The sequence below is a fragment of the Paraflavitalea sp. CAU 1676 genome, from assembly GCF_029223285.1.
Classification (GTDB): domain Bacteria; phylum Bacteroidota; class Bacteroidia; order Chitinophagales; family Chitinophagaceae; genus Paraflavitalea.
Map to the genome: position 1 here is coordinate 792835 of NZ_JARHUJ010000003.1, position 22270 is coordinate 815104.

The 22270-nt window shown below is 51.5% G+C and carries 25 protein-coding genes; 14 read left to right on the forward strand and 11 right to left on the reverse strand.

The genetic code is table 11. From position 1 onward, the window contains the following. Positions 1-29 precede the first annotated feature (29 nt). Positions 30-530: a hypothetical protein gene (locus P2H89_RS12210; protein WP_275827078.1), complete on the reverse strand. Its 501-nt coding sequence runs from the start codon at positions 528-530 to the stop codon at positions 30-32. Between the two features lie 354 nt (positions 531-884). Here P2H89_RS12210 and P2H89_RS12215 point away from each other — a divergent pair, with 354 nt between their 5' ends. The 4 genes from P2H89_RS12215 to P2H89_RS12230 all read left to right on the forward strand — a co-directional run bounded on the left by P2H89_RS12215 (position 885) and on the right by P2H89_RS12230 (position 4212). After that, positions 885-2345: a T9SS type A sorting domain-containing protein gene (locus P2H89_RS12215; protein WP_275827080.1), complete on the forward strand. Its 1461-nt coding sequence runs from the start codon at positions 885-887 to the stop codon at positions 2343-2345. Positions 2346-2496: 151 nt separating this feature from the next. Continuing rightward, positions 2497-2754 (forward strand): acyl-CoA-binding protein, encoded by a 258-nt coding sequence (locus P2H89_RS12220; protein WP_275827082.1) that lies wholly within the window; start codon positions 2497-2499, stop codon positions 2752-2754. 67 nt (positions 2755-2821) lie between these two features. Further along, on the forward strand, positions 2822-3370 hold the full coding sequence (locus tag P2H89_RS12225) for a hypothetical protein (RefSeq protein ID WP_275827084.1): 549 nt from the start codon (positions 2822-2824) through the stop codon (positions 3368-3370). Beyond that, the gene (locus P2H89_RS12230) at positions 3355-4212 is read left to right on the forward strand and encodes a hypothetical protein (RefSeq protein ID WP_275827086.1); all 858 of its coding nucleotides are present in this window, start codon (positions 3355-3357) and stop codon (positions 4210-4212) included. The genes P2H89_RS12225 and P2H89_RS12230 overlap by 16 nt, the downstream gene beginning before the upstream one ends. Here the strand turns inward: P2H89_RS12230 and P2H89_RS12235 are convergent. Both P2H89_RS12235 and P2H89_RS12240 read right to left on the reverse strand, forming a co-directional pair. Next, positions 4144-5208, reverse strand: a complete 1065-nt coding sequence (locus P2H89_RS12235; RefSeq protein ID WP_275827088.1) for a hypothetical protein — start codon at positions 5206-5208, stop codon at positions 4144-4146. The two genes, P2H89_RS12230 and P2H89_RS12235, sit on opposite strands and share 69 nt — an antisense overlap. Continuing rightward, positions 5205-6653 carry an oligosaccharide flippase family protein gene (locus tag P2H89_RS12240; protein WP_275827090.1) on the reverse strand — a complete coding sequence of 483 codons (1449 nt, stop codon included), beginning with the start codon at positions 6651-6653 and terminating at the stop codon, positions 5205-5207. Before P2H89_RS12240 ends, P2H89_RS12235 begins: the two co-directional genes overlap by 4 nt. 80 nt (positions 6654-6733) lie before the next feature. On the opposite strand from P2H89_RS12240, the gene P2H89_RS12245 reads away from it, so the two are divergent. After that, positions 6734-7864, forward strand: coding sequence for a glycosyltransferase (locus tag P2H89_RS12245; protein WP_275827092.1), 1131 nt, complete (start codon positions 6734-6736; stop codon positions 7862-7864). Here the strand turns inward: P2H89_RS12245 and P2H89_RS12250 are convergent. Next, positions 7842-8753: a hypothetical protein gene (locus P2H89_RS12250; RefSeq protein ID WP_275827094.1), complete on the reverse strand. Its 912-nt coding sequence runs from the start codon at positions 8751-8753 to the stop codon at positions 7842-7844. The genes P2H89_RS12245 and P2H89_RS12250 overlap by 23 nt on opposite strands. A 122-nt stretch (positions 8754-8875) precedes the next feature. On the opposite strand from P2H89_RS12250, the gene P2H89_RS12255 reads away from it, so the two are divergent. After that, a complete protein-coding gene (locus tag P2H89_RS12255; RefSeq protein WP_275827096.1) occupies positions 8876-9481 on the forward strand; it encodes a hypothetical protein in 606 nt (201 codons plus the stop codon). Positions 9482-9610: 129 nt separating this feature from the next. Further along, positions 9611-10912 (forward strand): radical SAM protein, encoded by a 1302-nt coding sequence (locus P2H89_RS12260; protein WP_275827097.1) that lies wholly within the window; start codon positions 9611-9613, stop codon positions 10910-10912. On the opposite strand, the gene P2H89_RS12265 is transcribed toward P2H89_RS12260, so the two are convergent. Beyond that, positions 10857-11531: an NAD(P)H-dependent oxidoreductase gene (locus P2H89_RS12265; RefSeq protein WP_275827099.1), complete on the reverse strand. Its 675-nt coding sequence runs from the start codon at positions 11529-11531 to the stop codon at positions 10857-10859. The two genes, P2H89_RS12260 and P2H89_RS12265, sit on opposite strands and share 56 nt — an antisense overlap. 60 nt (positions 11532-11591) lie before the next feature. Next, positions 11592-12173: a Crp/Fnr family transcriptional regulator gene (locus P2H89_RS12270; protein WP_275827101.1), complete on the reverse strand. Its 582-nt coding sequence runs from the start codon at positions 12171-12173 to the stop codon at positions 11592-11594. A gap of 146 nt (positions 12174-12319) precedes the next feature. Here P2H89_RS12270 and P2H89_RS12275 point away from each other — a divergent pair, with 146 nt between their 5' ends. The 7 genes from P2H89_RS12275 to P2H89_RS12305 all read left to right on the forward strand — a co-directional run bounded on the left by P2H89_RS12275 (position 12320) and on the right by P2H89_RS12305 (position 18322). Next, positions 12320-13519: an MFS transporter gene (locus P2H89_RS12275; protein WP_275827103.1), complete on the forward strand. Its 1200-nt coding sequence runs from the start codon at positions 12320-12322 to the stop codon at positions 13517-13519. 52 nt (positions 13520-13571) lie between these two features. Further along, positions 13572-14468, forward strand: coding sequence for a DMT family transporter (locus tag P2H89_RS12280; RefSeq protein ID WP_275827105.1), 897 nt, complete (start codon positions 13572-13574; stop codon positions 14466-14468). Positions 14469-14527: 59 nt separating this feature from the next. Further along, positions 14528-15292 carry a TSUP family transporter gene (locus tag P2H89_RS12285; protein ID WP_275827107.1) on the forward strand — a complete coding sequence of 255 codons (765 nt, stop codon included), beginning with the start codon at positions 14528-14530 and terminating at the stop codon, positions 15290-15292. A gap of 57 nt (positions 15293-15349) precedes the next feature. Beyond that, entirely contained in the window at positions 15350-15748 is a 399-nt protein-coding gene (locus P2H89_RS12290; protein ID WP_275827108.1) for a hypothetical protein, read from the forward strand. A gap of 98 nt (positions 15749-15846) precedes the next feature. Then, positions 15847-16719: a hypothetical protein gene (locus P2H89_RS12295; RefSeq protein WP_275827110.1), complete on the forward strand. Its 873-nt coding sequence runs from the start codon at positions 15847-15849 to the stop codon at positions 16717-16719. 11 nt (positions 16720-16730) lie between these two features. Further along, on the forward strand, positions 16731-16949 hold the full coding sequence (locus tag P2H89_RS12300; protein WP_275827112.1) for a hypothetical protein: 219 nt from the start codon (positions 16731-16733) through the stop codon (positions 16947-16949). 83 nt (positions 16950-17032) lie between these two features. After that, complete coding sequence (locus P2H89_RS12305) at positions 17033-18322, forward strand: folylpolyglutamate synthase/dihydrofolate synthase family protein (protein WP_275827114.1); 1290 nt, start codon at positions 17033-17035, stop codon at positions 18320-18322. Here P2H89_RS12305 and P2H89_RS12310 read toward each other — a convergent pair. From P2H89_RS12310 to pdhA, 5 genes are all read right to left on the reverse strand, one after another. After that, positions 18317-18868, reverse strand: coding sequence for an NUDIX hydrolase (locus tag P2H89_RS12310; RefSeq protein WP_275827116.1), 552 nt, complete (start codon positions 18866-18868; stop codon positions 18317-18319). The genes P2H89_RS12305 and P2H89_RS12310 overlap by 6 nt on opposite strands. A gap of 16 nt (positions 18869-18884) precedes the next feature. Continuing rightward, on the reverse strand, positions 18885-19604 hold the full coding sequence (locus P2H89_RS12315; protein ID WP_275827118.1) for a (Fe-S)-binding protein: 720 nt from the start codon (positions 19602-19604) through the stop codon (positions 18885-18887). 27 nt (positions 19605-19631) lie between these two features. Then, positions 19632-20135 carry a 6,7-dimethyl-8-ribityllumazine synthase gene (gene ribH, locus P2H89_RS12320; RefSeq protein WP_275827120.1) on the reverse strand — a complete coding sequence of 168 codons (504 nt, stop codon included), beginning with the start codon at positions 20133-20135 and terminating at the stop codon, positions 19632-19634. 105 nt (positions 20136-20240) lie between these two features. Beyond that, the gene (locus P2H89_RS12325) at positions 20241-20951 is read right to left on the reverse strand and encodes a tetratricopeptide repeat protein (protein ID WP_275827122.1); all 711 of its coding nucleotides are present in this window, start codon (positions 20949-20951) and stop codon (positions 20241-20243) included. 40 nt (positions 20952-20991) lie between these two features. Beyond that, positions 20992-21990, reverse strand: coding sequence for a pyruvate dehydrogenase (acetyl-transferring) E1 component subunit alpha (pdhA, locus tag P2H89_RS12330; protein ID WP_275827124.1), 999 nt, complete (start codon positions 21988-21990; stop codon positions 20992-20994). Positions 21991-22270: the final 280 nt, after the last annotated feature.

Below are 22270 nucleotides of genomic sequence, written 5' to 3' on the forward strand. Positions count from 1 at the left end.
CCTTTCAACATCTTACTGACGCAGGATGATTAGTTCTTATCGTATACGAAGGTATTCTTCGTTTCGCCGCGGGGAGATGTAGTCGTATTGTCGATCGACAGGCTTTTGCCGCCATCGAGCAATTTCCACACTTCTACTGTTTTGATCTCGAAGGTATTACCGTCGCGCTCGAAATTGGTGGTAGAGTTGATGGTCAATTCTTCGCCATTAGCGCCCCAGGCTGCGGTAGACACCTTTTTGGAGTTGCCGAAAACCGTGCTTTCCGATGATTTACCATCGGTAGTGATCTTTTCATTGCTGGTGCGGGTTTCGCCATTGGGACTGGTCGATGTGCGCTCGATCACGATGGCGTCACCATCGGCCGAAACCTTGATCTTGGAGGCATTCATACGGAAACGGCCTTCGCTGAGCTTGCTTTTCTTCTCGTTGAAGTTCCATTCTCCTTTAAAATCGGCATTCACGATCACCGTGGCCGCGGTGCCCAGGATGGCCATGCCGGCTACTAACAGGGCAGCAAATTTACTTTTCATATAAGCTGGTTTTGAGTGTGTTAAAAGATTGTCAAGGTAACAATTTAACCCGATGTCCTAAGCATATTATTTTCAATTATATCAAGGGGCGCCCCCCGGCAGCCGGGGGTAAAACCGCCAATACGCTGCGCCAGGCCTGAACAAAAGCACCACCAGTACCTGCCGGCACCCAGCCGGTAAGGTGTTTTACTTAGCGGCCGACCGGCGCTGGCCCTAAGCTTCCCAGGTCGGGAATACTGCCCTGCATTTGGGAACCATCAAGAGATACTGTTGATCGTAATAGCCTAATAACCAACCAATATAATTCAGGTACGCCGTTTGAAAACTCCATGCCAGATCAATTCGTACCCAATCATGCGCCCCTCCGTACCCCATCAACCCCGCCAACGCGCCCAGACCATCAGCGTGGCCTTTCCAGACGCCTTCCTCAGGAGGCGTGTATTGATCACCCTGCTGCTGCTGACGGCCTTCTACATAGCCGTTAATGCCCAGTCAGTCACGGAAGTGATCACCGATTATGGCGGCTACTGGAAAAGCGGTCAGTCGGCCATCAGCACAACCAGGCCGGACAACAGTCACAATATGCTCGCCTTTCAGTTCAACGGCACCCGCTACTCTACCGGCGTCAACGACGCCCTGCTCACTACCCGCGGCGATCATTTTACCGCCGGCGATTATAAAGCACTGCCCGTTTATCAAAGCACCGGTTCTTCGTCCGACACCAAGATCGGCCTGGGAGCATCCTACGATGGCGTAGCCAATGGCGCCAGCAACCCGCGCCCGGTTAACAGCATCAACAAGTACCTGACCGATGGCGTTAAAGGTCTTGACCTTGGCACCTGTGTGGCCAACCTGCCCGCAGGCGACCTTATGTTTGCCGTTACCAATATGCAGGCGCAGCTGGTGGGCGATGGCATTCCCGACTTGCTCATTACGCAAACAGCCGACCCTTCCGGCGCCCAGGATCGTTATGAGTTTGTAGATATCAATGGCAACCGTGTCGGTAATTCCGTAAACATCAACCTCAGCAGTTTGCCGGTAGTCGGCAACTGGACGGCCGACTTCTACGATGTAAACAGCAATCCCATGTCGCTGGCCAGCGGATTTACTCAAACCGACAGGCCTATCCGCTTATGGGCAGCCGACTTCTCCACCTTCGGCATCAACGCCACCAACATCGGCCAGATCGTTTATTTTCGTATACGCCTCAATGGTAATAGTGATGTAGCTTTTGTAGCGTATAACAACAAAACATTTAGCCTCAACTCGACCCTGCCTACCAAACTGGCTTACTTTACCGCAAAAGCGGCGGGCCAGCAGGTGAAACTGAACTGGCAATCCGTTACCGAAACGCAACTGGCCCGTTTCGCGGTAGAAGCCAGTTATGATGGCCGCCAGTTCCATACGCTCGACAGCGTAAAAGCAACCGGAAACAGCACAACACCTAACAATTACGCTTTCATCCACCGCAATGCGCCTAATGGGAAGATCTGGTACCGTTTAAAGCAGATCGATATAGATGGCCGTTATGAATACAGCGCCCTGGCCCAGGTGAATAATGTGAACGAACATTACACGGCGCTGCGTGCTTACCCCAACCCCGCCACCAACCGGGTGATCGTTAGTCATGAACCCGCTACCGGCAAGGAGCAGTGTGCCATCCACAGTATGAACGGCACTGTGATGGTGCAGGCTAAACCAGCTGCAGGAAGTGTTCAAACAACCTTTGATGTGCAGTCGCTGCCAACCGGTACTTACCTGCTGGTAATGACCAACGGGCAGGCACAAAACACCACGATGCTGCTTAAAAAATAATTATATATTGTACAAACCAACCGACGTCCCGTTTCTACGGGACGTCGTCTTTTTGATTCCAGCATTATTTTTTCGGCAGGTTTGTACATTAGCGAAGTTCTTCATCAGGACTTCAGACTTTTCCTTACATTCGCGATAAACTTAATGTGAAATGGACCTGAAAACCCTTTTTGAACAAGCAACCGAAGACAGCAAAGCATTATCCGACCGCCCCAGCAACGATACACTCTTACAATTGTATTCCTTGTACAAACAAGCTACCGAAGGGGATGTAAATGTAGATCCACCTGCGAATCCATTTGATTTTGTTTCCAAAGCAAAATTCGAAGCATGGTCGGGCCTGAAGGGTAAAACAAAAGAAACCGCTATGCAGGAATACATCAACCTCGTGGGAAAACTGAAGGGATAGGCTTACCTTTCAGCCTGCCGTAATGCTCCATGAATAAACACGGCGGCAGCGCACCGGATAAAGCACCATGAAAAGAACGTTTCTCTACCAGGTTTGGCAACACGATAAGCGGCTGTTCTTTGTATTGGCCGCCTTTTGCCTGGCTACCCTCATCACCAATTTGCTGGGCGATCAGATCTCCCCCTTTTTTGTATGGGGCATGTATTCTGAAAAAGAAGCCCCCGCTGTGCAATACACACTTTTAAGATCCACAGTCAACGACAGTCTTGTCATCGACCATAGTGCCGGCAGGCCCACGGGTACGCTGTTTTATTTGCAAACACCCCTCTCCTATTACAAGCAGATCAAAGACAACGGACATATTGATCCTACGGTGAGCCTGTTGCGATCCAAACTGGGCGAGCGCTACGAGGTCATCAAGCCATTGGAAGCCACCTTGTTCAATAACGACCGTGAGCTGGCTGCGTTTTTGCCCTGGTATAACCGCTACCTGCAATCCATTACAGGCATCCCGGTCACTTCCCTCAACATCGATGCGCTGCAGGTGCATTACAATCCGCAGCAGCAAATCATTACCGATACCACCTACCTATTCGAGCAATGGAAACAACCCTGAGCAGCAGCCCTTTCTATACCGGCAATGAACGCAGCTGGCTTTGCCGGCTTGTGTTTGCGTGGATAATCGGGTCGCTGCTGTATGGATTTTATGCGCATACCCTCACCTACCAGCTGCAGGCGCCCGTATTGAAGTATCCCTATGTAGACCTCACCTATTGGCTATTTGAAATACTGCAGGTGCCGGCATTCATCACGGGAAACGTTGTAGTGGCCATCCTGTTCGACGCTGCCTTGTTCTCCCTGGCGGTACTTTGCTTTTGCTACCCGGCGCGGCGATGGTTCATTGGCCTGTTCATGCTTCTCTATTTCATCTACTTCATCATATACAACCTGTATGGGGCTCACCACACCAATCCGAAAATAGGATGCCTGCTGATGCCCGCCGCTTTTCTCGCTATCAGCGACCGGTCGTTCAACTATCTGTGGCAGTCGCTTCGCTATTTCCTGTGTTTTGCGTTCGGCAGTGCCTTTCTGTGGAAGCTATTACGGGGCAGTTGGTGGCATGCCGACCAGGGATTGCTGATCATGAAAAAGAACCTGGCCGCTTACCTGTATTTCAATCCCGATACATCGCTGGCAGCGATTTCCCGTTGGTGCTTACAGCATCCTTCATTGGTAAATGGATTGTATATAGCAGGGGTTCTGCTGGAAGGCGTTTTTTTGATCGGCTTCTTTACGCGAAAGTATGATCGATGGCTGCTGGTGGCTGCGCTGTTATTGACCGTTGGTTTCTGGTTCATGGCCCATGCCACCTTCTTCGAGCTGCTTATTCTATGCTTTACGCTTGTCAACTTTCACCGCTTCCGTTATTTCAAGCAACTCCCTCAGCGCCCGCTTTAAATGCTCACCCGCCGCCAGGCGCTGTGCCAGTACTTCGGTATTGACGCACATTTGCTGGTATTCGGCTTCCGTTAATTGCTGCAGCCTGGCAGGTATCTCTTCAAGACTGTTGATGGTAAAACCTATCTGGTGTTCGCGAATAAAGGCAGCGGTACCGGCCTGTTCATAAACGATCGAGGGTATGCGGCTCATGATGTGTAACGATACCTTGTGGTGCGATATATACTGCATATAGTGCCCGAAACTTCCTGCAATGCGGTCGGCCTCTTCCCCATCCCATACCAGGCCAAAGGCTGCATCTATGTGAGCAGGCAGATCGTAAGGCCTGAAGACACCTTTGTAAACAACATTCGCCGGCAGGGTGATTGTATCGGGCGCAGGGAGTCCGTAGAGATGAAACACCAGTTCTCCTCCATTGGTTAGTTTGCCGAGCCGTTCCTGAAACCCGCTTTCGGCGAGGTTACCTGCATAAGCAATTACCGGCGCGAGGGCGCGTTGCCGCTTAACCGGTGTGGTCAGAAAGTCGAAGAGTTGCAGGATGGTCGTTTGGCGGCCCGGCACGTTCTCCCGGAACCAGGTCTGCATAGCATGATTGTGTACGATCACAAAAGGAAACCGGGTAAACCATTTCTTTTCCCAGGCCAGTAAGCCATGGTCGCCATACTTTAGACCGTTGATCTCATCGATGAGGCAAACGACCCTGACTTTTTTCCTGAACAGGCGCAATGAGCGCAGCAATATATAGTGCAGCCGCGCATACAGGGGGTACTGGAAGAATACAATCGCCTCTTTTTCCAGCGTAAACAACAGCCGTATGCCGTAAATGAGGCGGTATAGCTTGGCCTTTAGGGTAAAGCTATTGTTATAGGGGAAGAACAGGGCCTGCGCTCCTTCCTGCAGCAGGATACGCTCTATATCGGCCGGCCCGATGCCGCCATGATAGAACTCCTCATGCAGGTGCTCCTGTATAAAATAGATCTTTTGCTTAACCCTCATGCCGTTTTCAGTAAATGTTGAAGCCAGTCTTTCATCAGCAATGCTACTGTATTCTTCGCGATAAAGAACTGTATCGAAAAGTACAGCAACAAACATACAACGATGCCCGCACTCAGCTGCCACAAAGGTTGCGGCACCCAGCGGTTCACGGTGTATACCACGGGAAAGAACAATACACTCACCCCCACCGCCTGCAGCAGGCTTTTGCCATCGAAGCGGCGCAGGATGGCGGGGTGCAGCCTTTGTACATACATTATATTCAGGATACCCGTGATCGTTTCGGCCACCAGCAAAGAGATACAGGCGCCTGTATCGGCCCAGTAATAAGCCAACAAAGGTGTCAATACAAGAAACAGCAAGCCGGTGATCAACAGGCTGCGCAAGTAGGCCCTTTCATGGTTACCCGCCATCAACACCTGGTTGCCCAGGAAGAGGTTGAGCGATTTAATGCAGGGGAACAGCGACAGTATTTTGATATTCATCACTGCCGGCAGGAACTGCGCGCCGAACATTACCAGTACGATATCCTCCGCCATCAGGAATATACCTGCCGATAAAGGCACGGCAAAGAAGATGAGCAATTGCAGGTTACGTTTCATGACCAGGTCGGCCTCTCCGGTCCCGGCTTCGTTCATCGCTACAATGCGGGGAAAGAACACCAGCAGCGAGTCGGTGATCAATGCCGTGGAGATGCGCACTACTTTGGCCGAATAGGCATACAAGCCCACCGCCGCGGCCGTACTCACCAGGCGCAGCAACACGTTGTCGAGCAAAAGGGTTATGCTATAGGTGATACTGATATAGTAGATGAACCTGGCCTGCGCAATATGCTGCCGCCAGTTGATAGTGCGAAAGCTGATCTTCACCAGGCGGGTGAGTTGATACCAATTGAATGCAGCATTGAGGATGGCCGAACCGGCAATGATGCCATAGTACAGGAAGTAGTCGGAGGGCGCTTTGAGGAGAATAAAGATCGATACCAGGCCGAGCAGGCGGGTGAACAATGAGCGCAGGGCGATATACCTAAACGATTCCGTGCCCCGGAAGTACCATTCACAGGCAAAGGCATTCATGATCACGAACGACAGGGAGAACAATACCAGGCGCCAGTCATGGATCTTTTGCCAGCATAGAAAAACGGCCACACCGTAAATCAATAGTACAACACCGGTTGCCCGCAGGTGAAGGGCGATCAGTTCGGCTACGGTTTTGGCTAGCTGCCCGCTGTGCTGCCGCTGGCGCGATATAGCACGCGTGCCATATACCAGCAGACCCATTTCGGCGATCACCACCATATAATAAGCCAGGGAATCAATAAAGCTCACACGACCGATGCCATCGGGATCGAGCACCCGCGCAATGTAGGGAATGGAAATAAACGGGATCAGCACCTGGCTTACGGACAGGCCGAAATTATAAACCAGATTTTTCTTTAAGTTTGCCACCAGGGTGCCGTTTTATGAACCGTAGCATGAGTTACAAACATAATACTTATAGCGCAACTCCTACTCCTTAACACACTTTAATGAAAATAGGTATTTTTGAAACAGAACATTTTGAAGGCGCCTACCCGGTTATCCGTCTCTTCGATACGCCTCAAAACGAACTCTTCATTTTTACCGATAATAAGACCTATAAACGTTTTGCCGATCTCTTTGGTACTTCTACGAGCCGGTATCAATGGAAGATCCTTCAAAAAGGCGCCCTTCGCCTCTCGTTTTTCTGGAAGTTTTACCGGGCCGTCAAAAAGATAAAGCCCGATATCCTTTATATCAACACCATCAGCTCGAACCACCTGCTGTTTGCCCTCGTGATCAGGTTGGTGCGTCCCTGCCGGGTGGTGACGACCGTACATGATATCAATTGCCTGTTTCAATCCAAACCAGCCGCCAGCCTGCGCATACTGGCCCACCACCTTGGTAAGCGCCTGTTGCTGCGCTGGGTGAAGGAGTTGAATGTGGTATCGGACACCATGATCCCTTATCTCGAAACACAGACAAAGGGCACTAAGGTGATTCACAATGTACCGGGGGCGGTATTCGACAATTACCAGCATCCTGGCATTTCCTCCAACTACTTTCACCTGGTGATCCCGGGCAGTATCGACCGCAAGCGGCGCGACTACGCGCAGGTATGGGCCCTGTTGCAGGAAGCAGAAACGAGACAATTCCCTTTGTACCTTACCCTGCTGGGCGGTTACTCCGACGGCTATGGCAAAAGCATCATCAACGAAGCGCGCGAGTTTCCGACCTACTTTACACATCTCCGCTTCTATAACACGCACATCGTAGACCAGCACGAATTTGACCAGCGGCTCAATGAAGCGCATTTCATATTCATACCCTCGGTGGTCAATACGGCCATCTGTCACGACATTCCAGAGGTGTATGGCATCACCAAATCATCGGGCAATATCTTCGATGTGATCAAACATGCCAAGCCTTTCATCGCGCCGGCGACTTTGAAAATACCCGAAAAACTGTCCACCAGCGCATTTGCTTACCAATCGGTAGAAGAGATCGTCAATTATCTCGAGCGACTGCAGGCACAAAGGAGCAGTTATGAACTGCTGTTGCAGCAGGCACTGAAAAATTCCGGAGAGTACACGACAGAGAAAGTAAGGGCTGCGAATCCTACACTTTTTGAAGCTTCGTGAAGCGGGAGTAATGAGCATGCATACGATCCAGCACTTCCTGCACCGAAATAGAGCTCACAACTTCGGGCGTATTTTCTTTACCATAAAAGTATTGCTGCAGCAGCGGGCTCTCCACTTTCTCCAGTAATCCGTAGTCGTAGATCTCGGCCGGACTGGTGCAATTGAAGATGGCCAGCGAAGGTATACGGTAGGCCAGGGCGACGTGCATCGCCAACGTATCGCCCGACACGAAATAATCGCAGCGGGCTACGTCATCGAGATAATCCCTTAAATGTTCTTTCTGCGACAGTACGAGGCAACGATAGCCCTGCGCCTGAAGGCGGGCTGCCAGTTCACCATAGCCCGTCCAGTATTTATTGGGCCAGCGGTTACCACTGCGCGTTTCGATGCCGATGAGGCCTTCTTCTCTCTGAATGGTCGTGGACTGATAAATGCAATAGGGCTCTGCTTGAAAGGATAGCCCTACCATTTGGAACAGCCAGTATTGAAAGGTGTGGGTGTTGGTTGCTTTGAGGGCATTGGCCTTTTCGCGGCCCAGTTTCGATACCAGGCTCATATCGAACCAACCGGCCACTTCCGCTGTGTACAGCATCGAACTGCCTGAGGCGTATACGCCGATCAGTCTTTGGGTAGTGACGTCGCCTGCCAGGCGGGCGCAGGCAAGGTCTTCTTCGAGCGACAGGGTGAGGTCGAACGATTCGCCGGGCAGTGTTGCCACCGCTTCTTCCAGGGAGAGTATGCGCGCGAGCGCCGGATGCCCTTCGGGCAGCAGGCTCCGGTAGCGTTGGTCTATTACCCATGTTACACGCCCTTCCAGCACGTTCAGTAAGCTGGTGGTGCGTACCACATCACCGGCAGCGCCGGTCTTTATCAATAGTATCCTGGCCATATTAGGAGGTAATATACTATGTTGTTCTTTGTAAAGCAGTAAAAATAAAAAACTACCGGAAAAACTTTATGTGCATTTATGGAATTATCTTGATCCTGCATCTAGTATCAAACTACTGTGGTATGAACTCCTTATCTTTCCCCGTTGTGCACCCCAGCTTTCAGAAATTGAAACATGCCGGTCGTTTACTCCATTTAACGGCAGGAATGTTGATCCTTGTACATGCCATTTCACATTTCCAACAACCGGAATCGAGCCGCATCTATCTCGGATGCCTGTTGCTGATGGCCCTCGACATCTTCATCCTGGTATTTGCCGGCAAGAACATCCTGAATGACATGCCCCGGGTGAACCTGTTCTTCCGGCTCACGGAGATCCTGTTCTTCCTCGGCATCGGCATTACCCTGCTGGTCGAAAAGCAATGGCTGATGGGTACCGTACACCTGGTGCTTTGCAGTGTGTACATTTACCTGTTCTATTGCGAGAAAAAGGCCCAATCGGCCGAGTACGTGGCCATTCACCATACCGGCATCAGCGTACCGGGATTGCCCGAAAGTAAATTCTTTCTCTGGACCCATATCAACGGGGTAGATGCCTGCTACGACAGCATCCGCATTGAAACCGCCAGCAGCGGTTCGTACGAGTTCGACCTGCGCCAAAATCTTGCATTCGAAGAACTCGATCAAATTCACGAATTTTGCAGACATTATTTAGGCGCTGGCCGTTAAAGGACCTCCTCCAACCAGCCGACCTCCGGAACCTGGCATCGCCGCCTACCAGCGGCAGCGAAGGGCCACCGGCATCGGCGGCAGGGCAAGGGAGCCGGCAAACGGCAGCCGTGAACTGAAAAAAGCACAATGTCTGTATTAAAGCAATCGCCGTATTTACTGTACTCCGACGGAAAAGGGAACATTTTTGAAGATACAAGCCTCTACGCCACCGGCCGGGCCGGCTGGGATGCCTTTGAGGTACCTGTAGAGGATTGGATCGAGCTGCCCGATGGGGGCAACTTGTATGAACTACCCGGCCGCCGGGGTATCGGGATCGACGTTAAAACAGGCGAAATGCGCCTTTGTGAGCTTGGCTGGGCCGTGGCTGCCTTTATTCCGCCCGCCCATACCGGCCTGTACCTGGCCGCCTACGAAACCGGGCACGACGCGCCTACCCTCCCCCTGTTCTGCTATACAGCGGCAGGCTGGCATAATGAAAAGATGTACGTGCCGGCGGTCCGGATCGAGCAGGATATCCGCCAGGAATGTGCCGGTTTCGACCAAAATAAGGTAGAAACCGGGGTTGAGCACTTTCTGCAAGCCTATCCCCACAACCGCCTGGTTCAGCACCTGGCCAATAATTGCGCCCTCACCTACCATTGCCCGGCAGCCCGCAACTATTTTATGGGTCGCTGGGAATGCCCCATACCCAGTTCGCCCGCCTGCAACGCCAACTGTATCGGTTGTATCTCGTTTCAGCCGGCCGACGAAGAGATCGTATCGACCCAGGACCGCCTCACCTTCAAACCTACGGCCGAAGAGATCGTAGAGTTTACGGTGCCCCACCTGGAATCGGCCCCCTTCCCCATTGTGAGCTTTGGACAGGGCTGCGAAGGCGAACCCTTGCTGATGTGGGAAACCATCCGCCAGTCGATCATCGAAATGCGCAAACATACTTCCAAGGGAAGCATCAATATCAACACCAACGGTTCGAAACCGGCGGCTGTAGATGCGCTGTGCAAAGCGGGGCTCAACTCCATCCGGGTAAGCACCAACTCGGCCCAGAAGCATATTTACGAGGCCTATTACCGGCCCAATAACTACCAGTTTGAGGACATTGTGGAGAGCCTGAAGGTCATGCGCAGCCATGGCGGCTGGGCGAGCATCAATTACTTCGTATTCCCCGGCGTAACGGACAGCGAAGCCGAATACGAAGCACTGCGCAAGCTGATCCGCGACACGGACCTCACCATGATCCAGTGGCGCAATTTCAATATCGATCCCGACTGGTACCTCGGTAAGGTTAACCTGTATGAACAAGGCGACCTGCTCGGCATCAAACAATTGCAGGAGCTGATCAAAGAAGAATTCCCGAATGTGAAGTATGGCTATTTCAACCCGCCGATGGAACGCATCCAGGGCAATTTTGAGGTTGACTTTGCCCACTGAGCTGTTCAATAGTGTGGTAGATCTCTTTTTTCGATCGCTCAAAAATTTCCCCGCCAAACTCTTCATTATCCAGCGAGATAACGGTGGTGTTGGTAACGCCCATCATGGAGAACACAAACTGCAGGTAGGCCGTTTGGAAGTTCATGTGGCTGTTCTTTTCCTTGTCGCCATAACCGGTATCGCCCCGGCTCGACAAGATGAAAAGGCGTTTGTTTTCGAGTAATCCAACATAGTCACCATCCGGAACGCCTGAGCGGAACTTCCAGGTTTCATGGATGCGCATTACCTGATCGATGTAAGCTTTCAAACCGCTGGGTATTGACCAATTGTACATCGGCACGCCGATGACGTATACATCATGTTCTTTCAGTTCACGTACCAGTTCATCGCTGAGGGCCAGTGCAGCCTGGGGCTGCAGGGTCTTTTTCTCAGGTTTCACAAAAGCCGCTGCGATCCATTGCTCATCGATAGGTGGTATCGCTTTTACGCCCACTTCCCGGAAGGTAAAGGTATCGGCAGGATAAGACTGTTGCCAGTTGGCAGCAAAATGTTGCGTCAGCTTTCTGCTATGGGATCGCTCACTCCTGACGCTGGCATTGATAACAAGCACTTTCTTCATTTGCGGTGTATTTATACCAGCAAACTTCTGCAGAAGCAACAGGAAGAATATTGACCTGGTTCAAGAGATATCTTGTTTTTTCCGGATACGGCTGAGGAATTCGGCCGACATGTCCAGGTAAGAAGCGATGAGGTACAGCGGTACCTGCGCTGCCAGTTGCGGATACCGCGCCAGAAAATCAACATACCGCTGTTCGGCATCGTACACTTTGTTGAGGATGATCCTTCTTTGCAAGGAGGCCGTATAGCCTTCGAGGATGATCCGGAAATATCGTTCCAAGGCGGGTACCTGTTTCAGCATCTCTTCGAAACTGATATGATTGATCTGCAGCAGCCGGGTGGTGACCAATGCCTGAATATTGTAGATGGAAGATTGTTGTTTACGGAAGCTGTCGATGTCGGTTGCCCACCACAGATCGATGGCGAAATATAGGATCTCTTCTTTGCCAGTATCTCCATTGATGTAGAAAGCTTTTAAAGCTCCCGCGAGCACGAAATTATCTGTACGGCAGATATCTCCATTGCGCAGCAGGTAGTCGCCTTTGCCGAGTATCTTTTCGGTCCAGCAGGCTGTCACCAGGTCTATCTCTGCGGGTGTCAGCTTCACGTGCTTCAACATATCGGCGATCAGCGGATTGTTCATGGTGCAATACTAATCAAATATGATCACCGGTTTCACTTTTACAATTGATGTTGCCGGCCTGGCCGTTTCTGCACCATTGATGTCCGTTGAAAGCTTCCCTATTGCCTTATCTTCGCTTCGGACCAATGTGGTTCACGAACACAGGTATGAAACAAGATGCAATGGGGAAGGCCAGTCATCCGCCTTCCTATATCCTTCCGCTTATTGTGCTATCCCAGTTTGCAGGCACTTCCCTCTGGTTTGCCGGCAACGCGATCCTGGCCGATCTGCCGGCACTGGCCACCCGGCCTGAGGCCGTAGGCCATATGACGGCTGCTGTGCATATCGGCTTTATAGCAGGCACCCTGCTGTTTGCCCTGCTCACCATTGCCGACCGGTTTTATGCGCCGCGGGTCTTCTTCTTTTCCTGTGTGCTGGGCGCCACCGCCAATGCTGCCACGCTCTTTACAGCCGACAGCTATTCATTGCTGCTCCTGGGTCGTTTCCTCACCGGCTTTTTGCTGGCGGGTATTTATCCGGTTGGGATGAAGATCGCTGCCGATTGGTTCGATAAAGGGCTGGGTAAAGCACTGGGACTGCTGGTTGGCGCGCTGGTGTTCGGCACGGCGTTCCCCCACCTGCTGAAGGGGGTGTCGTGGAAACTGTCGTGGCAGGCTGTCATCATCGCCACTTCGGCTTTTGCGGTGGTGGGTGGCTTGCTGATCCTGCTCTTTGTACACGAAGGCCCGTTCAAGAAGAAGGCCAGCGGCTTTCATCCAGCCATACTCGGCCAGGTATTCCGTTCGCCGGATTTCAGGGCGGCCAGCTTCGGCTATTTTGGACATATGTGGGAACTGTATACCCTGTGGGCCTTTGTGCCCCTTATGCTGAAGGCAAACAGTACTGCACATGGCACTACGCTCAACCTATCTCTTTGGTCATTTTACATCATAGCGGCCGGCGGATGTAGTTGTATGCTGGGCGGCCTGTTATCGCAGAAGATCGGCAGTGCCCGGGTGGCTATTACCGCGCTGCTTACTTCCGCCGTCTGTGCCAGCACGTCTTACTTCTTCATTCACCTGCCGCCGGTTATTTTTCTGCCCTTTATGCTGATCTGGGGCCTTGCGGTGACGGCCGATTCGCCCCAGTTCTCGACGCTCACGGCACTTACGGCTCCACCGGCTTATAAAGGCACGGCGGTTACTGCGGTGATCAGCCTCGGGTTCATGGTTTCCATCATCAGTATACAGGCCATGAACTATCTGCTCGAGCTGGCGCCGCACGCCATTACTTACCTCGCCCTGGCCCCGGGCCCTATCCTCGGTTTGCTGGCCTGCCGCAGGCTGTTGAATAAGCCGATGGTATAAAGAGAAAGGGTTACTTTTGCGCCTTACCCAAGCGCTCCTCAGCCAACAGTACATGAATACTAAAAAGGAATTGGTTATCGGGATCAGTCTGGCCGTACTGGCGACCATCATCTGGTCGGGCAATTTCGTGGTGGCAAGGGGGGTCATCAAACAGATACCGCCTGTAGGCCTAGCTTTTTACCGGTGGGCCACTGCTTCGCTCATCCTATTGCCCTTTGCCTGGAAAAGGTTTCGTGCAGAAAAGGATGTTTTGGTGCAGCATAAGTCGTACCTGTTCTGGACGGCGCTCACGGGGGTTACGCTCTTCAATACTTTCGTGTATATCGCGGGCCATCATTCGCCGGCCATTAACCTGGCGTTGATCGGTACTACTTCCTCACCGGTTTTCTCGATCGTCCTGGCAGCGATCTTTTTGAAAGAACGCATCAATGCCTGGCGTGTCGTTGGCGTGTTGCTTTGCTTGGCAGGCATACTCTATCTGTTTTCGCAGGGCAGTTGGGAACGATTGAAAACATTCCATTTCTCGGCAGGCGATGGCTGGATATTGATCGGCGCGCTGTGCTTCGCCATCTACAATATTTTCGTGCGGCGTAAACCAGCCGGTATTCATCCACTCAACTTTTTATTCACCGTATTTTCATTGGGCACGCTGCTGTTGCTGCCTTTTTATTTGATAGAGTTGAGCCATGCGGCGCCCGTGCAGTGGAGCGCCAACCTCATCCTGATCATTCTGTACCTTGGCGCGGGGGCGTCTATGCTCGCATTCCTGTGCTGGAATATGTCGATAGCGCGGTTGGGTGCTGCACGCACGGCCTTGTTTGGCAACCTGATCCCCCTCTTCAGCATCATTGAAGCGGTGTGGTGGCTGGGCGAACAGTTTACGATGGTGCATGTATTCAGTGGCATTTTGGTGATCGCCGGTGTGCTGATCGCGAACCTGAAGAAGTGAGGCCGGCATGAACGCCGGTGGTAACCAACATGGCACGGCCTTGACCTTAACAATGATCTATGACGACTGACCTGATATTCCTTTGTATTGCGGCTTTTCTCGCTGGCTTTATCGATGCCATCGTGGGTGGTGGCGGGTTGATACAGACTCCGGTGGGTTTGGTATTACTTCCGCAATACCCCGTAGCTACGGTGCTGGGCACTTTGAAGATCCCTGCTTTCAGCGGCACCAGTTTTGCGGCCATTCAATATGCCCGCACGGTTAAACTCGACTATAAACGACTGGCGGCCATGACGGCCATTGCCTTTTGTGCTGCCTTTACCGGCTCGAAGTTGCTGACGCTGGTGAGCAGCAGTTTTATGAAGCCGCTATTACTGGTGATCCTCATTGGGGTGGCGATCTATACTTATGCAAAGAAGAACTTCGGCGTACATTCCGAAAAGGATCATACGGAAAGCCAGCAGTGGTGGTATGCGGCGGGGATCAGTCTGGTGATCGGCTTTTATGATGGCTTTATCGGTCCGGGGGCGGGCAGCTTTTTGATACTGGCCTTTGTAACGTTACTCGGTTTTGATTTTCTGAAAGCAAGCGCCCATGCGAAGTTTGTGAACCTCTCGACCAACCTGGGTTCTATCATCTTTTTTGCGATCAGCGGTAAGATCATTTATAAGATCGCGTTGCCGATGGCTGTTTGTAATGCGTTGGGGGGATTTCTCGGCGCCCGCCTGGCCATTCTCAAAGGCAATGCTTTTATACGCATTGTTTTTCTCCTGGTCGTTTGCGGCACCATCCTGCGGTTTGCCTATGACATATTTTTCAGGTAAGGGTGCTGTTTGGTACCTCGATTTAATTTCGTAGATTGGGATACACAACCTATCTATATGACCCAGCCTCCCTTCCAGCTATCACAACTAAAACCCTTCCTGCCCTATCTCTATTTTTCCGGGTTGCCGCTTGTTTGTTTTATTGATGCTATCAATAAGACGACCGAACCCGGTAACCTGCTGTTACTGATACCAGCCATTCCATTTGTGCTGCAACTCTTCTTCTCCATCAGGCATGTAGACATGATATTGGGTGTCATCACTTTTGCCATAGCCATCTATCTTACCCTGGCGTATGCTTCAGACCTATCTAAGATCACTGCCGTAACACCCCGCGCTATTAGCTTCATCAGCCTTGGCGGAGTTATTGTCGTGTTGAACTATATCATGTCGGTGAGGCTTTTCATCAATGAGTCTTTGCGCAATAAAGCAAGCGCTTCGCATCAATACCCTTAATTTAACAGTTTCCATACAGTTGCGAGGGCAATTAGCATGTTCTTTGTGACGTTTATACGACAAACATTGGTAAATTCGTGTATTCGAATCCCTTGTATATGGAAGACAATTTTGAGTCGAAGAAAAACGCGCAGGCAGGTGGCTATACCGCATTGGTAGTGGGCTTACTGCTTGTAATCTTCTTTTTTGTACGCTGGTCGCTGCCTCCATTGCCGGAACCATTGGCCAATGAAGGCATCGAAGTGAATCTCGGCAGCAGTGATGCCGGTATGGGCGATGATCAGCCCTTTGAGCCGGGTCCACCAGCACCCGCCGAACAGCAAGCCTATACTCCACCGGCTCCTACACCTGTGCATGAAGAGCCTGCCAAGGAAGACGAAGATGATAAGGAGCCCGATGCGCCCGTGATCAAGAAACCCACCATCACCAAACCTGATGCTACCAAGAGACCTGAAAAGGACGAAGTGAAAAGCAAACCGGTGAAGAAGCCCGTGGTAGAAACTCCACCCGCTCCTACTCCGCCCCGCCCCAAGGCAGTGTTTAAAGGTGTGAATGGAACCGGTACTGGTGGCAATGAAGCCGATACTTACAAGAAGGGCGGCAACCAGGGCATCGCCGGCGGCAATGGCGATCAGGGCCGTCCCGGTGGCAATCCCAACTCGGGCAATTACTCGGGCAATGGCGGTACTGGTAGTGGTGGTGTGAGCATCTCCCGGGGTTTGCAGGGCCGTCGCATTACAGGCACTCCTTCTTTCACAGATGAGTTCAACGAGAATGCTAAAGTATCTATCGATATTAAAGTAGATGAATCCGGCAAAGTAGTATCGGCCGTATATCAACCACGCGGTTCCACGACCTCCGATGCCGGCATGATCGAGATAGCAAAAAGGAAAGCTTACCAGGTGAAGTTCAATCCAGGCGAAAATGAATCGGCAGGTACTATTCAGTTCAATTTCAAACTGAGAAATTAACCTTCCTCCTCATGCAACTACTCCGTAAATTCCGGTGGCCTATTGTGATCTTTCTCGTCGGACTTGCTGTTAAGCTGTTTGGCGCCTGGGGTAAGATCACGCATATGGCATTTGCCGACACGGCATTGACGATCGGATTCTTTACGCAGATGCTGGCTGTCTTTATCACCTTATTCATCATCATTGGTATGTTGTTTACACGTACGCCGGGCGAACCTCCCAAAGCATAATTACTAATCCTTTCCTCATACGCTGCGCCACGGTTTTGGAACCGTGGCGTTGCTTTTATAGCTTTGCCCTCTGAACAATTGCCATGACTTACGAAGAAACGCTCCATTACTTGTTTACCAGGCTCCCGATGTTTAGCCGGATCGGTGCCGCTGCTTACAAAAAAGACCTCACTAATACCATTCAATTGTGTGACCTGATCGGCAATCCACAGCGCCGTTTCAAGACCATTCATATTGCCGGCACCAATGGTAAAGGTTCGACCAGTCATATGCTGGCGGCCATCCTGCAGAAAGCGGGTTATAAAACCGGTCTGTATACCTCGCCTCACCTGCGCGATTTCCGCGAGCGTTTCCGCATCGATGGCGCCATGATCGAAGAATCATTCATCGTCGACTTCACCAAGCGTATTCAACCCGCCATCGACAGCATAGAACCCTCGTTCTTCGAGATCACGGTGGCGATGGCCTTCGATTATTTCGAAAAGAACAACGTGGATATTGCGGTGATCGAGACGGGCCTCGGCGGCCGGCTCGACAGCACCAATATCATCACCCCCGAACTCTCGATCATCACCAATATCGGGTGGGATCATATGAACCTGCTTGGCGATACCCTCGAAAAGATCGCGTTCGAAAAAGCAGGCATCATCAAGCCAGGCATTCCTGTGGTGGTGGGAGAAACAGCGGCCGAGACCAGGGCGGTATTTCAGCAGGTGGCTGCAGAAAAGAATGCTCCTCTTTATTTTGCCGATCAACTGCGTTATGCGGCCGACTGGAAGATGGATCATCACCACCTGAAGGTGCAGGTAACCCGCAACGGGCATGATGAACGCCTTCCCTATCGCCTCGACCTGGCCGGCTTTTACCAGACCAAGAACCTCGTAACCGTACTGGAGGCAGTGCACCAGTTACAGCAACGCGGCTTTACGCTGCCGGCTGCCACCGTACAGGACGCGCTGCACCAGGTAAAGCCATTGACCGGCCTGCATGGCCGTTGGGATATCATTCAGCAACATCCTTTTGTAGTATTGGATGTGGGCCACAATGAAGATGGCATGCGCCAGATCGTTTCGCAGATCGAACTTACGGAGCACGAACACCTGCACATTGTGATCGGTATGGTGAAAGATAAAGAGATCGAAAAGGTGTTGCAGCAACTGCCCAAAGAAGCCAATTACTATTTTACGAAAGCACATATTCCCCGCGCATTACCCGAAGACGAGCTGGCCACACAGGCAGCGGCCCACGACCTGCAGGGGCTTAGCTATGCCGATGTAAATACTGCTCTGAAAGCAGCTTTACAAAAGGCCCAAAAGAATGACCTCATCGTTGTTTGCGGCAGCGTGTTCGTGGTGGGAGAAGTGAAACTATAACTTACCCAGTTTCTTCAATCCATAGTGCAGGCAGGTTACGTGCATGGCCTGAATGATCTCATTGTTGTCGAGCATTTGCTTCAGTTCATCGATCGAGACGAGGTGAATTTCTATGTCCTCATTGTCATCGAGCTCCTGTTCCTTCACCAGCTTGCCGCCGGTGGCGAGGAACATGTGCATCATGTTGTTGTTGGTAGAGGGGTTGGCGCTGGTTTTGCCGAGGTACTCGTATTTAGTGAAAGTGTACCCGGTTTCTTCTACCAGCTCGCGGGCGATGGCATCCTGGAATGATGCGTCGGTATCATCAACACAGCCGCCGGGTATTTCATAATGCGATTCGCCGAGGCCGTGGCGGTATTGACGTTCCAGGATCACTTTACCATCTTCGGTGAGTGCCAGGGCGGTGACCCAATTGGGAAACTCATAGACGTAATAGGGCGTAACAATCTTGCCATCGGGCCTTTCGCAGGTGTCGCGGCGTACGGTGAACCAAAGGTCTTTGAATAAGTAATCGGATTGGAGGGTTTTCCAGGTGAGGTCGCGCATAGAATTATTTATAAATTTACCAGCCACTGGCCAGCACATCGGCGATATGCATGGTTTGCAGGGCAAGGCCTTTGTGACGGATATAGCCGTCGAGGTGCATGAGGCAGGAGTGGTCGGTAGAGATGATGCATTCCGCGCCTGTTTGGCGGGCATTGTTCACCTTCTGATCGGCCATACCTATGGAGATGGGTTCAAACTTCACGGAGAAGGTGCCACCAAATCCACAGCAGGTTTCCACATCGCTCATCTCGGCGATCTCGAGGCCACGTACTTTCGACAATAACGTCCGGGGCTCCGTTTTAATTTTGCATTCGCGCAAGGCCGCGCAGGAATCGTGGTAAGTGGCTTTCGTATGCAGCGATGCGCCAACATCTTCCACATGCAATACGTTGACGAGAAAGTCGGAGAACTCATAGATCCGCTTCTGCATATCCTTCACCTCGAGGTGGTGCGATGAGTTATCGAACAGCTTCGGATAGTAGTTGCGTACAAAACCCGTACAGGAGGCGCTGGGGGCTACGATATAATCATCGCCTTTGAAGTCTTTTAAGAATTTCGTGCATACTTCCTTGGCCTCCTTTTGAAAACCGGCATTAAAGGCCGGTTGTCCGCAGCAGGTTTGCTCTGCATTATAGCTCACGGTACAGCCCACCTTTTCCAGCACCTTCACCATATTGAAGGCGGTTTGCGGGTAAAGCTGATCAATAAAACACGGTATAAAAAGTTGAACGTTCATGCTCCCTGCCCTTAAATAGAAAACCTGTTATTTTCTTTGAAACGAATTGACCAGGGCGACCATTTTGAGCGCCGTTATGGCTGCTTCTTCGCCCTTGTGGCCATGTTTGCCGCCGATGCGTTCATCGGCCTGTTGCTGGTTGTCTACGGTAAGTACCCCAAAGATGGTAGGTACGGGAAGGTTGAGGTTGAGTTGGGTGACGCCCTGCGTTACACCCTGGCATACGTAATCGAAGTGGGGGGTATCGCCGCGCAATACACAGCCGAGGGCGATGAAGGCATCGGGCCGGTCGTCGCGGTACTTATTGGCATCCCAATAAGACTTAACGGCAAAGGGGATCTCGAAGGCGCCAGGTACGTTGATCACATGGATGTGCTTTGCCTGGTTGGCTTCCAATACCCGCACGCAACCTTTTTCCAGCTCGTCGATGATGGAGGCGTTCCACTCTGTACGTACTATAACGATACAGGCATCCTTCTTAAGGATGCCTGCTTCTATGTGTAATAATTTACTATTGCTTACTTCAGCCATAATTCAAAAGTTCTGATCTCATTCAAAAGCCATTCCTATCATCTTCCATTCCATGCTGCACGGGCTTTTGTGTTACACTTGCACACCCGTTCAATAGCTCCGGGCTTATTTGGTGTCGCCCAGTTTGCCGAGGTATTTGTCAACGTCCTGGCCACCTTGTGCAGAGGGCATTACGCTGCGGGGATATTTGTTCTTGATATCTTTCAGCAGGGCAATAGCGTCCTGTGTTTTTCCGGCGTCGCTGAGCAGCATAGCTGCGCGGAACAGGTATTCGGGCGCATTGACCTCGTCTTCAGGAAAGTCGGTTCCGGCTTTCTTGTAATAAGAGATGGCTTCGTCTTTCTTACCCAGCTCGGAGTAGGCATCACCCAACAAACCATTGGCGCGCATCTTCGCTACCACTTCGCTGGTAGAGAATTCTTTCAGGTATTTTACGGCGTTGTTGAAATCACCCAATTGCAGGTAGCAGGCCCCGGCATAGAAATTAGCGCGGTTGCCGGTTTGGGTACCACCGTATTTGGAGATCACTTTCAGGAATCCCTGGTTGATACCGTCGCCGTTGAGCGCCAGTTTTACAGAGTCCATGCGGAAGTATTCTTCGGCTTTGAACATGGCCTCAGAAGCCTTCAGCTCATTGGGGCCTTTGACAAAGCTGTTATAGGCGAAGTAGCCGCCTACCAGTAAAACGATAGCAGCAAGGGCAATCCCTATCTTTTTGCTGTTCCTGCTCCAGAACTCCTGGGCATTTGCCACCACTCTTTCTTCGGAAGACTTTTCTACAGGAGCCTGACTGGTTGGCTGATTAACAGTAGCCATGATGTACGTTTGTTTTAATGTTGGTTTGTTTGGGTTATCCTTAGTCTACAATGAACGGATAGTTGGCGTCCATGGCAACGTCTTTCAGTACTTCGTCGTCGGACGGCCAGGGTGATTCTTCTGCGAACTTCACAGAAGCTACTACCGCATCGTTCACACGTTTGTCGATCGCTGCAATTTCGTCTTTTGTAGCGTATTTGTTCTTGTAAATGGTGCTTAATACCAGCTGGATCGGGTCGCGTTGTTTGTATTCTTCCACCTCTTCCTTGGTGCGGTATTTCTGGGGATCGGAGATCGAGTGACCCTTGTAACGGTATGTCTTGATTTCCAATAATGTAGGACCATCTCCTTCGCGGGCGCGTTTTACGGCGCGGGAAATGGCTTCGTGTACGGCTTCTGCGCTCATACCATCGACGGTATCGCCGGGCATTTCATAGGCATCAGCCAGTTTATAGATGTCTACTACGTTCGATGTACGCTCTACCGAGGTACCCATGGCGTAGTTGTTGTTCTCGCAAATGAAGATGACGGGGAGCTTCCAGGTCATGGCCATGTTGAACGTTTCGTGCAACATACCCTGACGGGCAGCACCATCACCAAAGAAAGTGAGGGCTACGTTGTCGGTTCCCTTGTATTTTTCAGCAAAGGCCAGTCCGGCGCCGGTACCGATCTGGGCACCTACGATCCCGTGACCGCCAAAGAAGTAAACGTCTTTTCCGAAGAAGTGCATGGATCCACCTTTACCTTTTGCACAACCGGTAGCCTTACCATAGAGCTCGGCCATGCAGGCGTCGGGCGACATGCCTTTGGCGAGTGCCAGACCGTGGTCGCGGTAAGCGGTTACAAACGGGTCTTCGATACGGGTGGCGGTCATACAACCGGCGGCGATGGCTTCCTGGCCTACGTAGGCGTGGAAGAAGCCGCGGATCTTACCGTCCATCTTATACTTTTCTTCTGCCATAAGCTCAAACTGACGGATAAGCTGCATCAGTTCGTACCAATACAAATAAGTCTCTTTACTGAATTTGGTTGCGGCCACTATGCTTGATTTGAGGTTATCTGCCTAAAAATCATTTCCTCAACCCGGTTGTCCGGAAGGAAAAGGCGGGGGCAAAGATAAGGGGTAAAAGGGAATATCCTAACAGATTGTTATGCTTTTCAATATGGCTTTAATGGGGTGAAGGGGAGCCAGTTAAAAGCTAATGGGAGCCTCATTTTCTGCCACTTCACTGCCACTTCAACTCCACTTGCCCAAAACACATGTATATAGGGGGTACGGTTCCGGGCAAGTGGCGCCGGAGGTGCGGGCGGGTGGCGGG

Excerpts from the sequence above, each read along its gene's own strand:
- P2H89_RS12270 (WP_275827101.1), bottom strand. The coding sequence starts at position 12,173 with ATGAACAATCCGCTGATCGCCGATATGTTGAAGCACGTGAAGCTGACA.
- P2H89_RS12285 (WP_275827107.1), top strand. The coding sequence starts at position 14,528 with ATGACGACTGACCTGATATTCCTTTGTATTGCGGCTTTTCTCGCTGGC.
- P2H89_RS12255 (WP_275827096.1), top strand. The coding sequence starts at position 8,876 with ATGAACTCCTTATCTTTCCCCGTTGTGCACCCCAGCTTTCAGAAATTG.
- P2H89_RS12280 (WP_275827105.1), top strand. The coding sequence starts at position 13,572 with ATGAATACTAAAAAGGAATTGGTTATCGGGATCAGTCTGGCCGTACTG.
- P2H89_RS12250 (WP_275827094.1), bottom strand. The coding sequence starts at position 8,753 with ATGGCCAGGATACTATTGATAAAGACCGGCGCTGCCGGTGATGTGGTA.
- P2H89_RS12295 (WP_275827110.1), top strand. The coding sequence starts at position 15,847 with ATGGAAGACAATTTTGAGTCGAAGAAAAACGCGCAGGCAGGTGGCTAT.
- ribH (WP_275827120.1), bottom strand. The coding sequence starts at position 20,135 with ATGGCTGAAGTAAGCAATAGTAAATTATTACACATAGAAGCAGGCATC.
- P2H89_RS12225 (WP_275827084.1), top strand. The coding sequence starts at position 2,822 with ATGAAAAGAACGTTTCTCTACCAGGTTTGGCAACACGATAAGCGGCTG.
- P2H89_RS12300 (WP_275827112.1), top strand. The coding sequence starts at position 16,731 with ATGCAACTACTCCGTAAATTCCGGTGGCCTATTGTGATCTTTCTCGTC.
- P2H89_RS12220 (WP_275827082.1), top strand. The coding sequence starts at position 2,497 with ATGGACCTGAAAACCCTTTTTGAACAAGCAACCGAAGACAGCAAAGCA.
- P2H89_RS12230 (WP_275827086.1), top strand. The coding sequence starts at position 3,355 with ATGGAAACAACCCTGAGCAGCAGCCCTTTCTATACCGGCAATGAACGC.
- P2H89_RS12305 (WP_275827114.1), top strand. The coding sequence starts at position 17,033 with ATGACTTACGAAGAAACGCTCCATTACTTGTTTACCAGGCTCCCGATG.
- P2H89_RS12290 (WP_275827108.1), top strand. The coding sequence starts at position 15,350 with ATGACCCAGCCTCCCTTCCAGCTATCACAACTAAAACCCTTCCTGCCC.
- P2H89_RS12275 (WP_275827103.1), top strand. The coding sequence starts at position 12,320 with ATGAAACAAGATGCAATGGGGAAGGCCAGTCATCCGCCTTCCTATATC.
- P2H89_RS12265 (WP_275827099.1), bottom strand. The coding sequence starts at position 11,531 with ATGAAGAAAGTGCTTGTTATCAATGCCAGCGTCAGGAGTGAGCGATCC.
- P2H89_RS12210 (WP_275827078.1), bottom strand. The coding sequence starts at position 530 with ATGAAAAGTAAATTTGCTGCCCTGTTAGTAGCCGGCATGGCCATCCTG.
- P2H89_RS12310 (WP_275827116.1), bottom strand. The coding sequence starts at position 18,868 with ATGCGCGACCTCACCTGGAAAACCCTCCAATCCGATTACTTATTCAAA.
- P2H89_RS12260 (WP_275827097.1), top strand. The coding sequence starts at position 9,611 with ATGTCTGTATTAAAGCAATCGCCGTATTTACTGTACTCCGACGGAAAA.
- P2H89_RS12315 (WP_275827118.1), bottom strand. The coding sequence starts at position 19,604 with ATGAACGTTCAACTTTTTATACCGTGTTTTATTGATCAGCTTTACCCG.
- P2H89_RS12215 (WP_275827080.1), top strand. The coding sequence starts at position 885 with ATGCGCCCCTCCGTACCCCATCAACCCCGCCAACGCGCCCAGACCATC.
- P2H89_RS12325 (WP_275827122.1), bottom strand. The coding sequence starts at position 20,951 with ATGGCTACTGTTAATCAGCCAACCAGTCAGGCTCCTGTAGAAAAGTCT.
- P2H89_RS12235 (WP_275827088.1), bottom strand. The coding sequence starts at position 5,208 with ATGAGGGTTAAGCAAAAGATCTATTTTATACAGGAGCACCTGCATGAG.
- P2H89_RS12245 (WP_275827092.1), top strand. The coding sequence starts at position 6,734 with ATGAAAATAGGTATTTTTGAAACAGAACATTTTGAAGGCGCCTACCCG.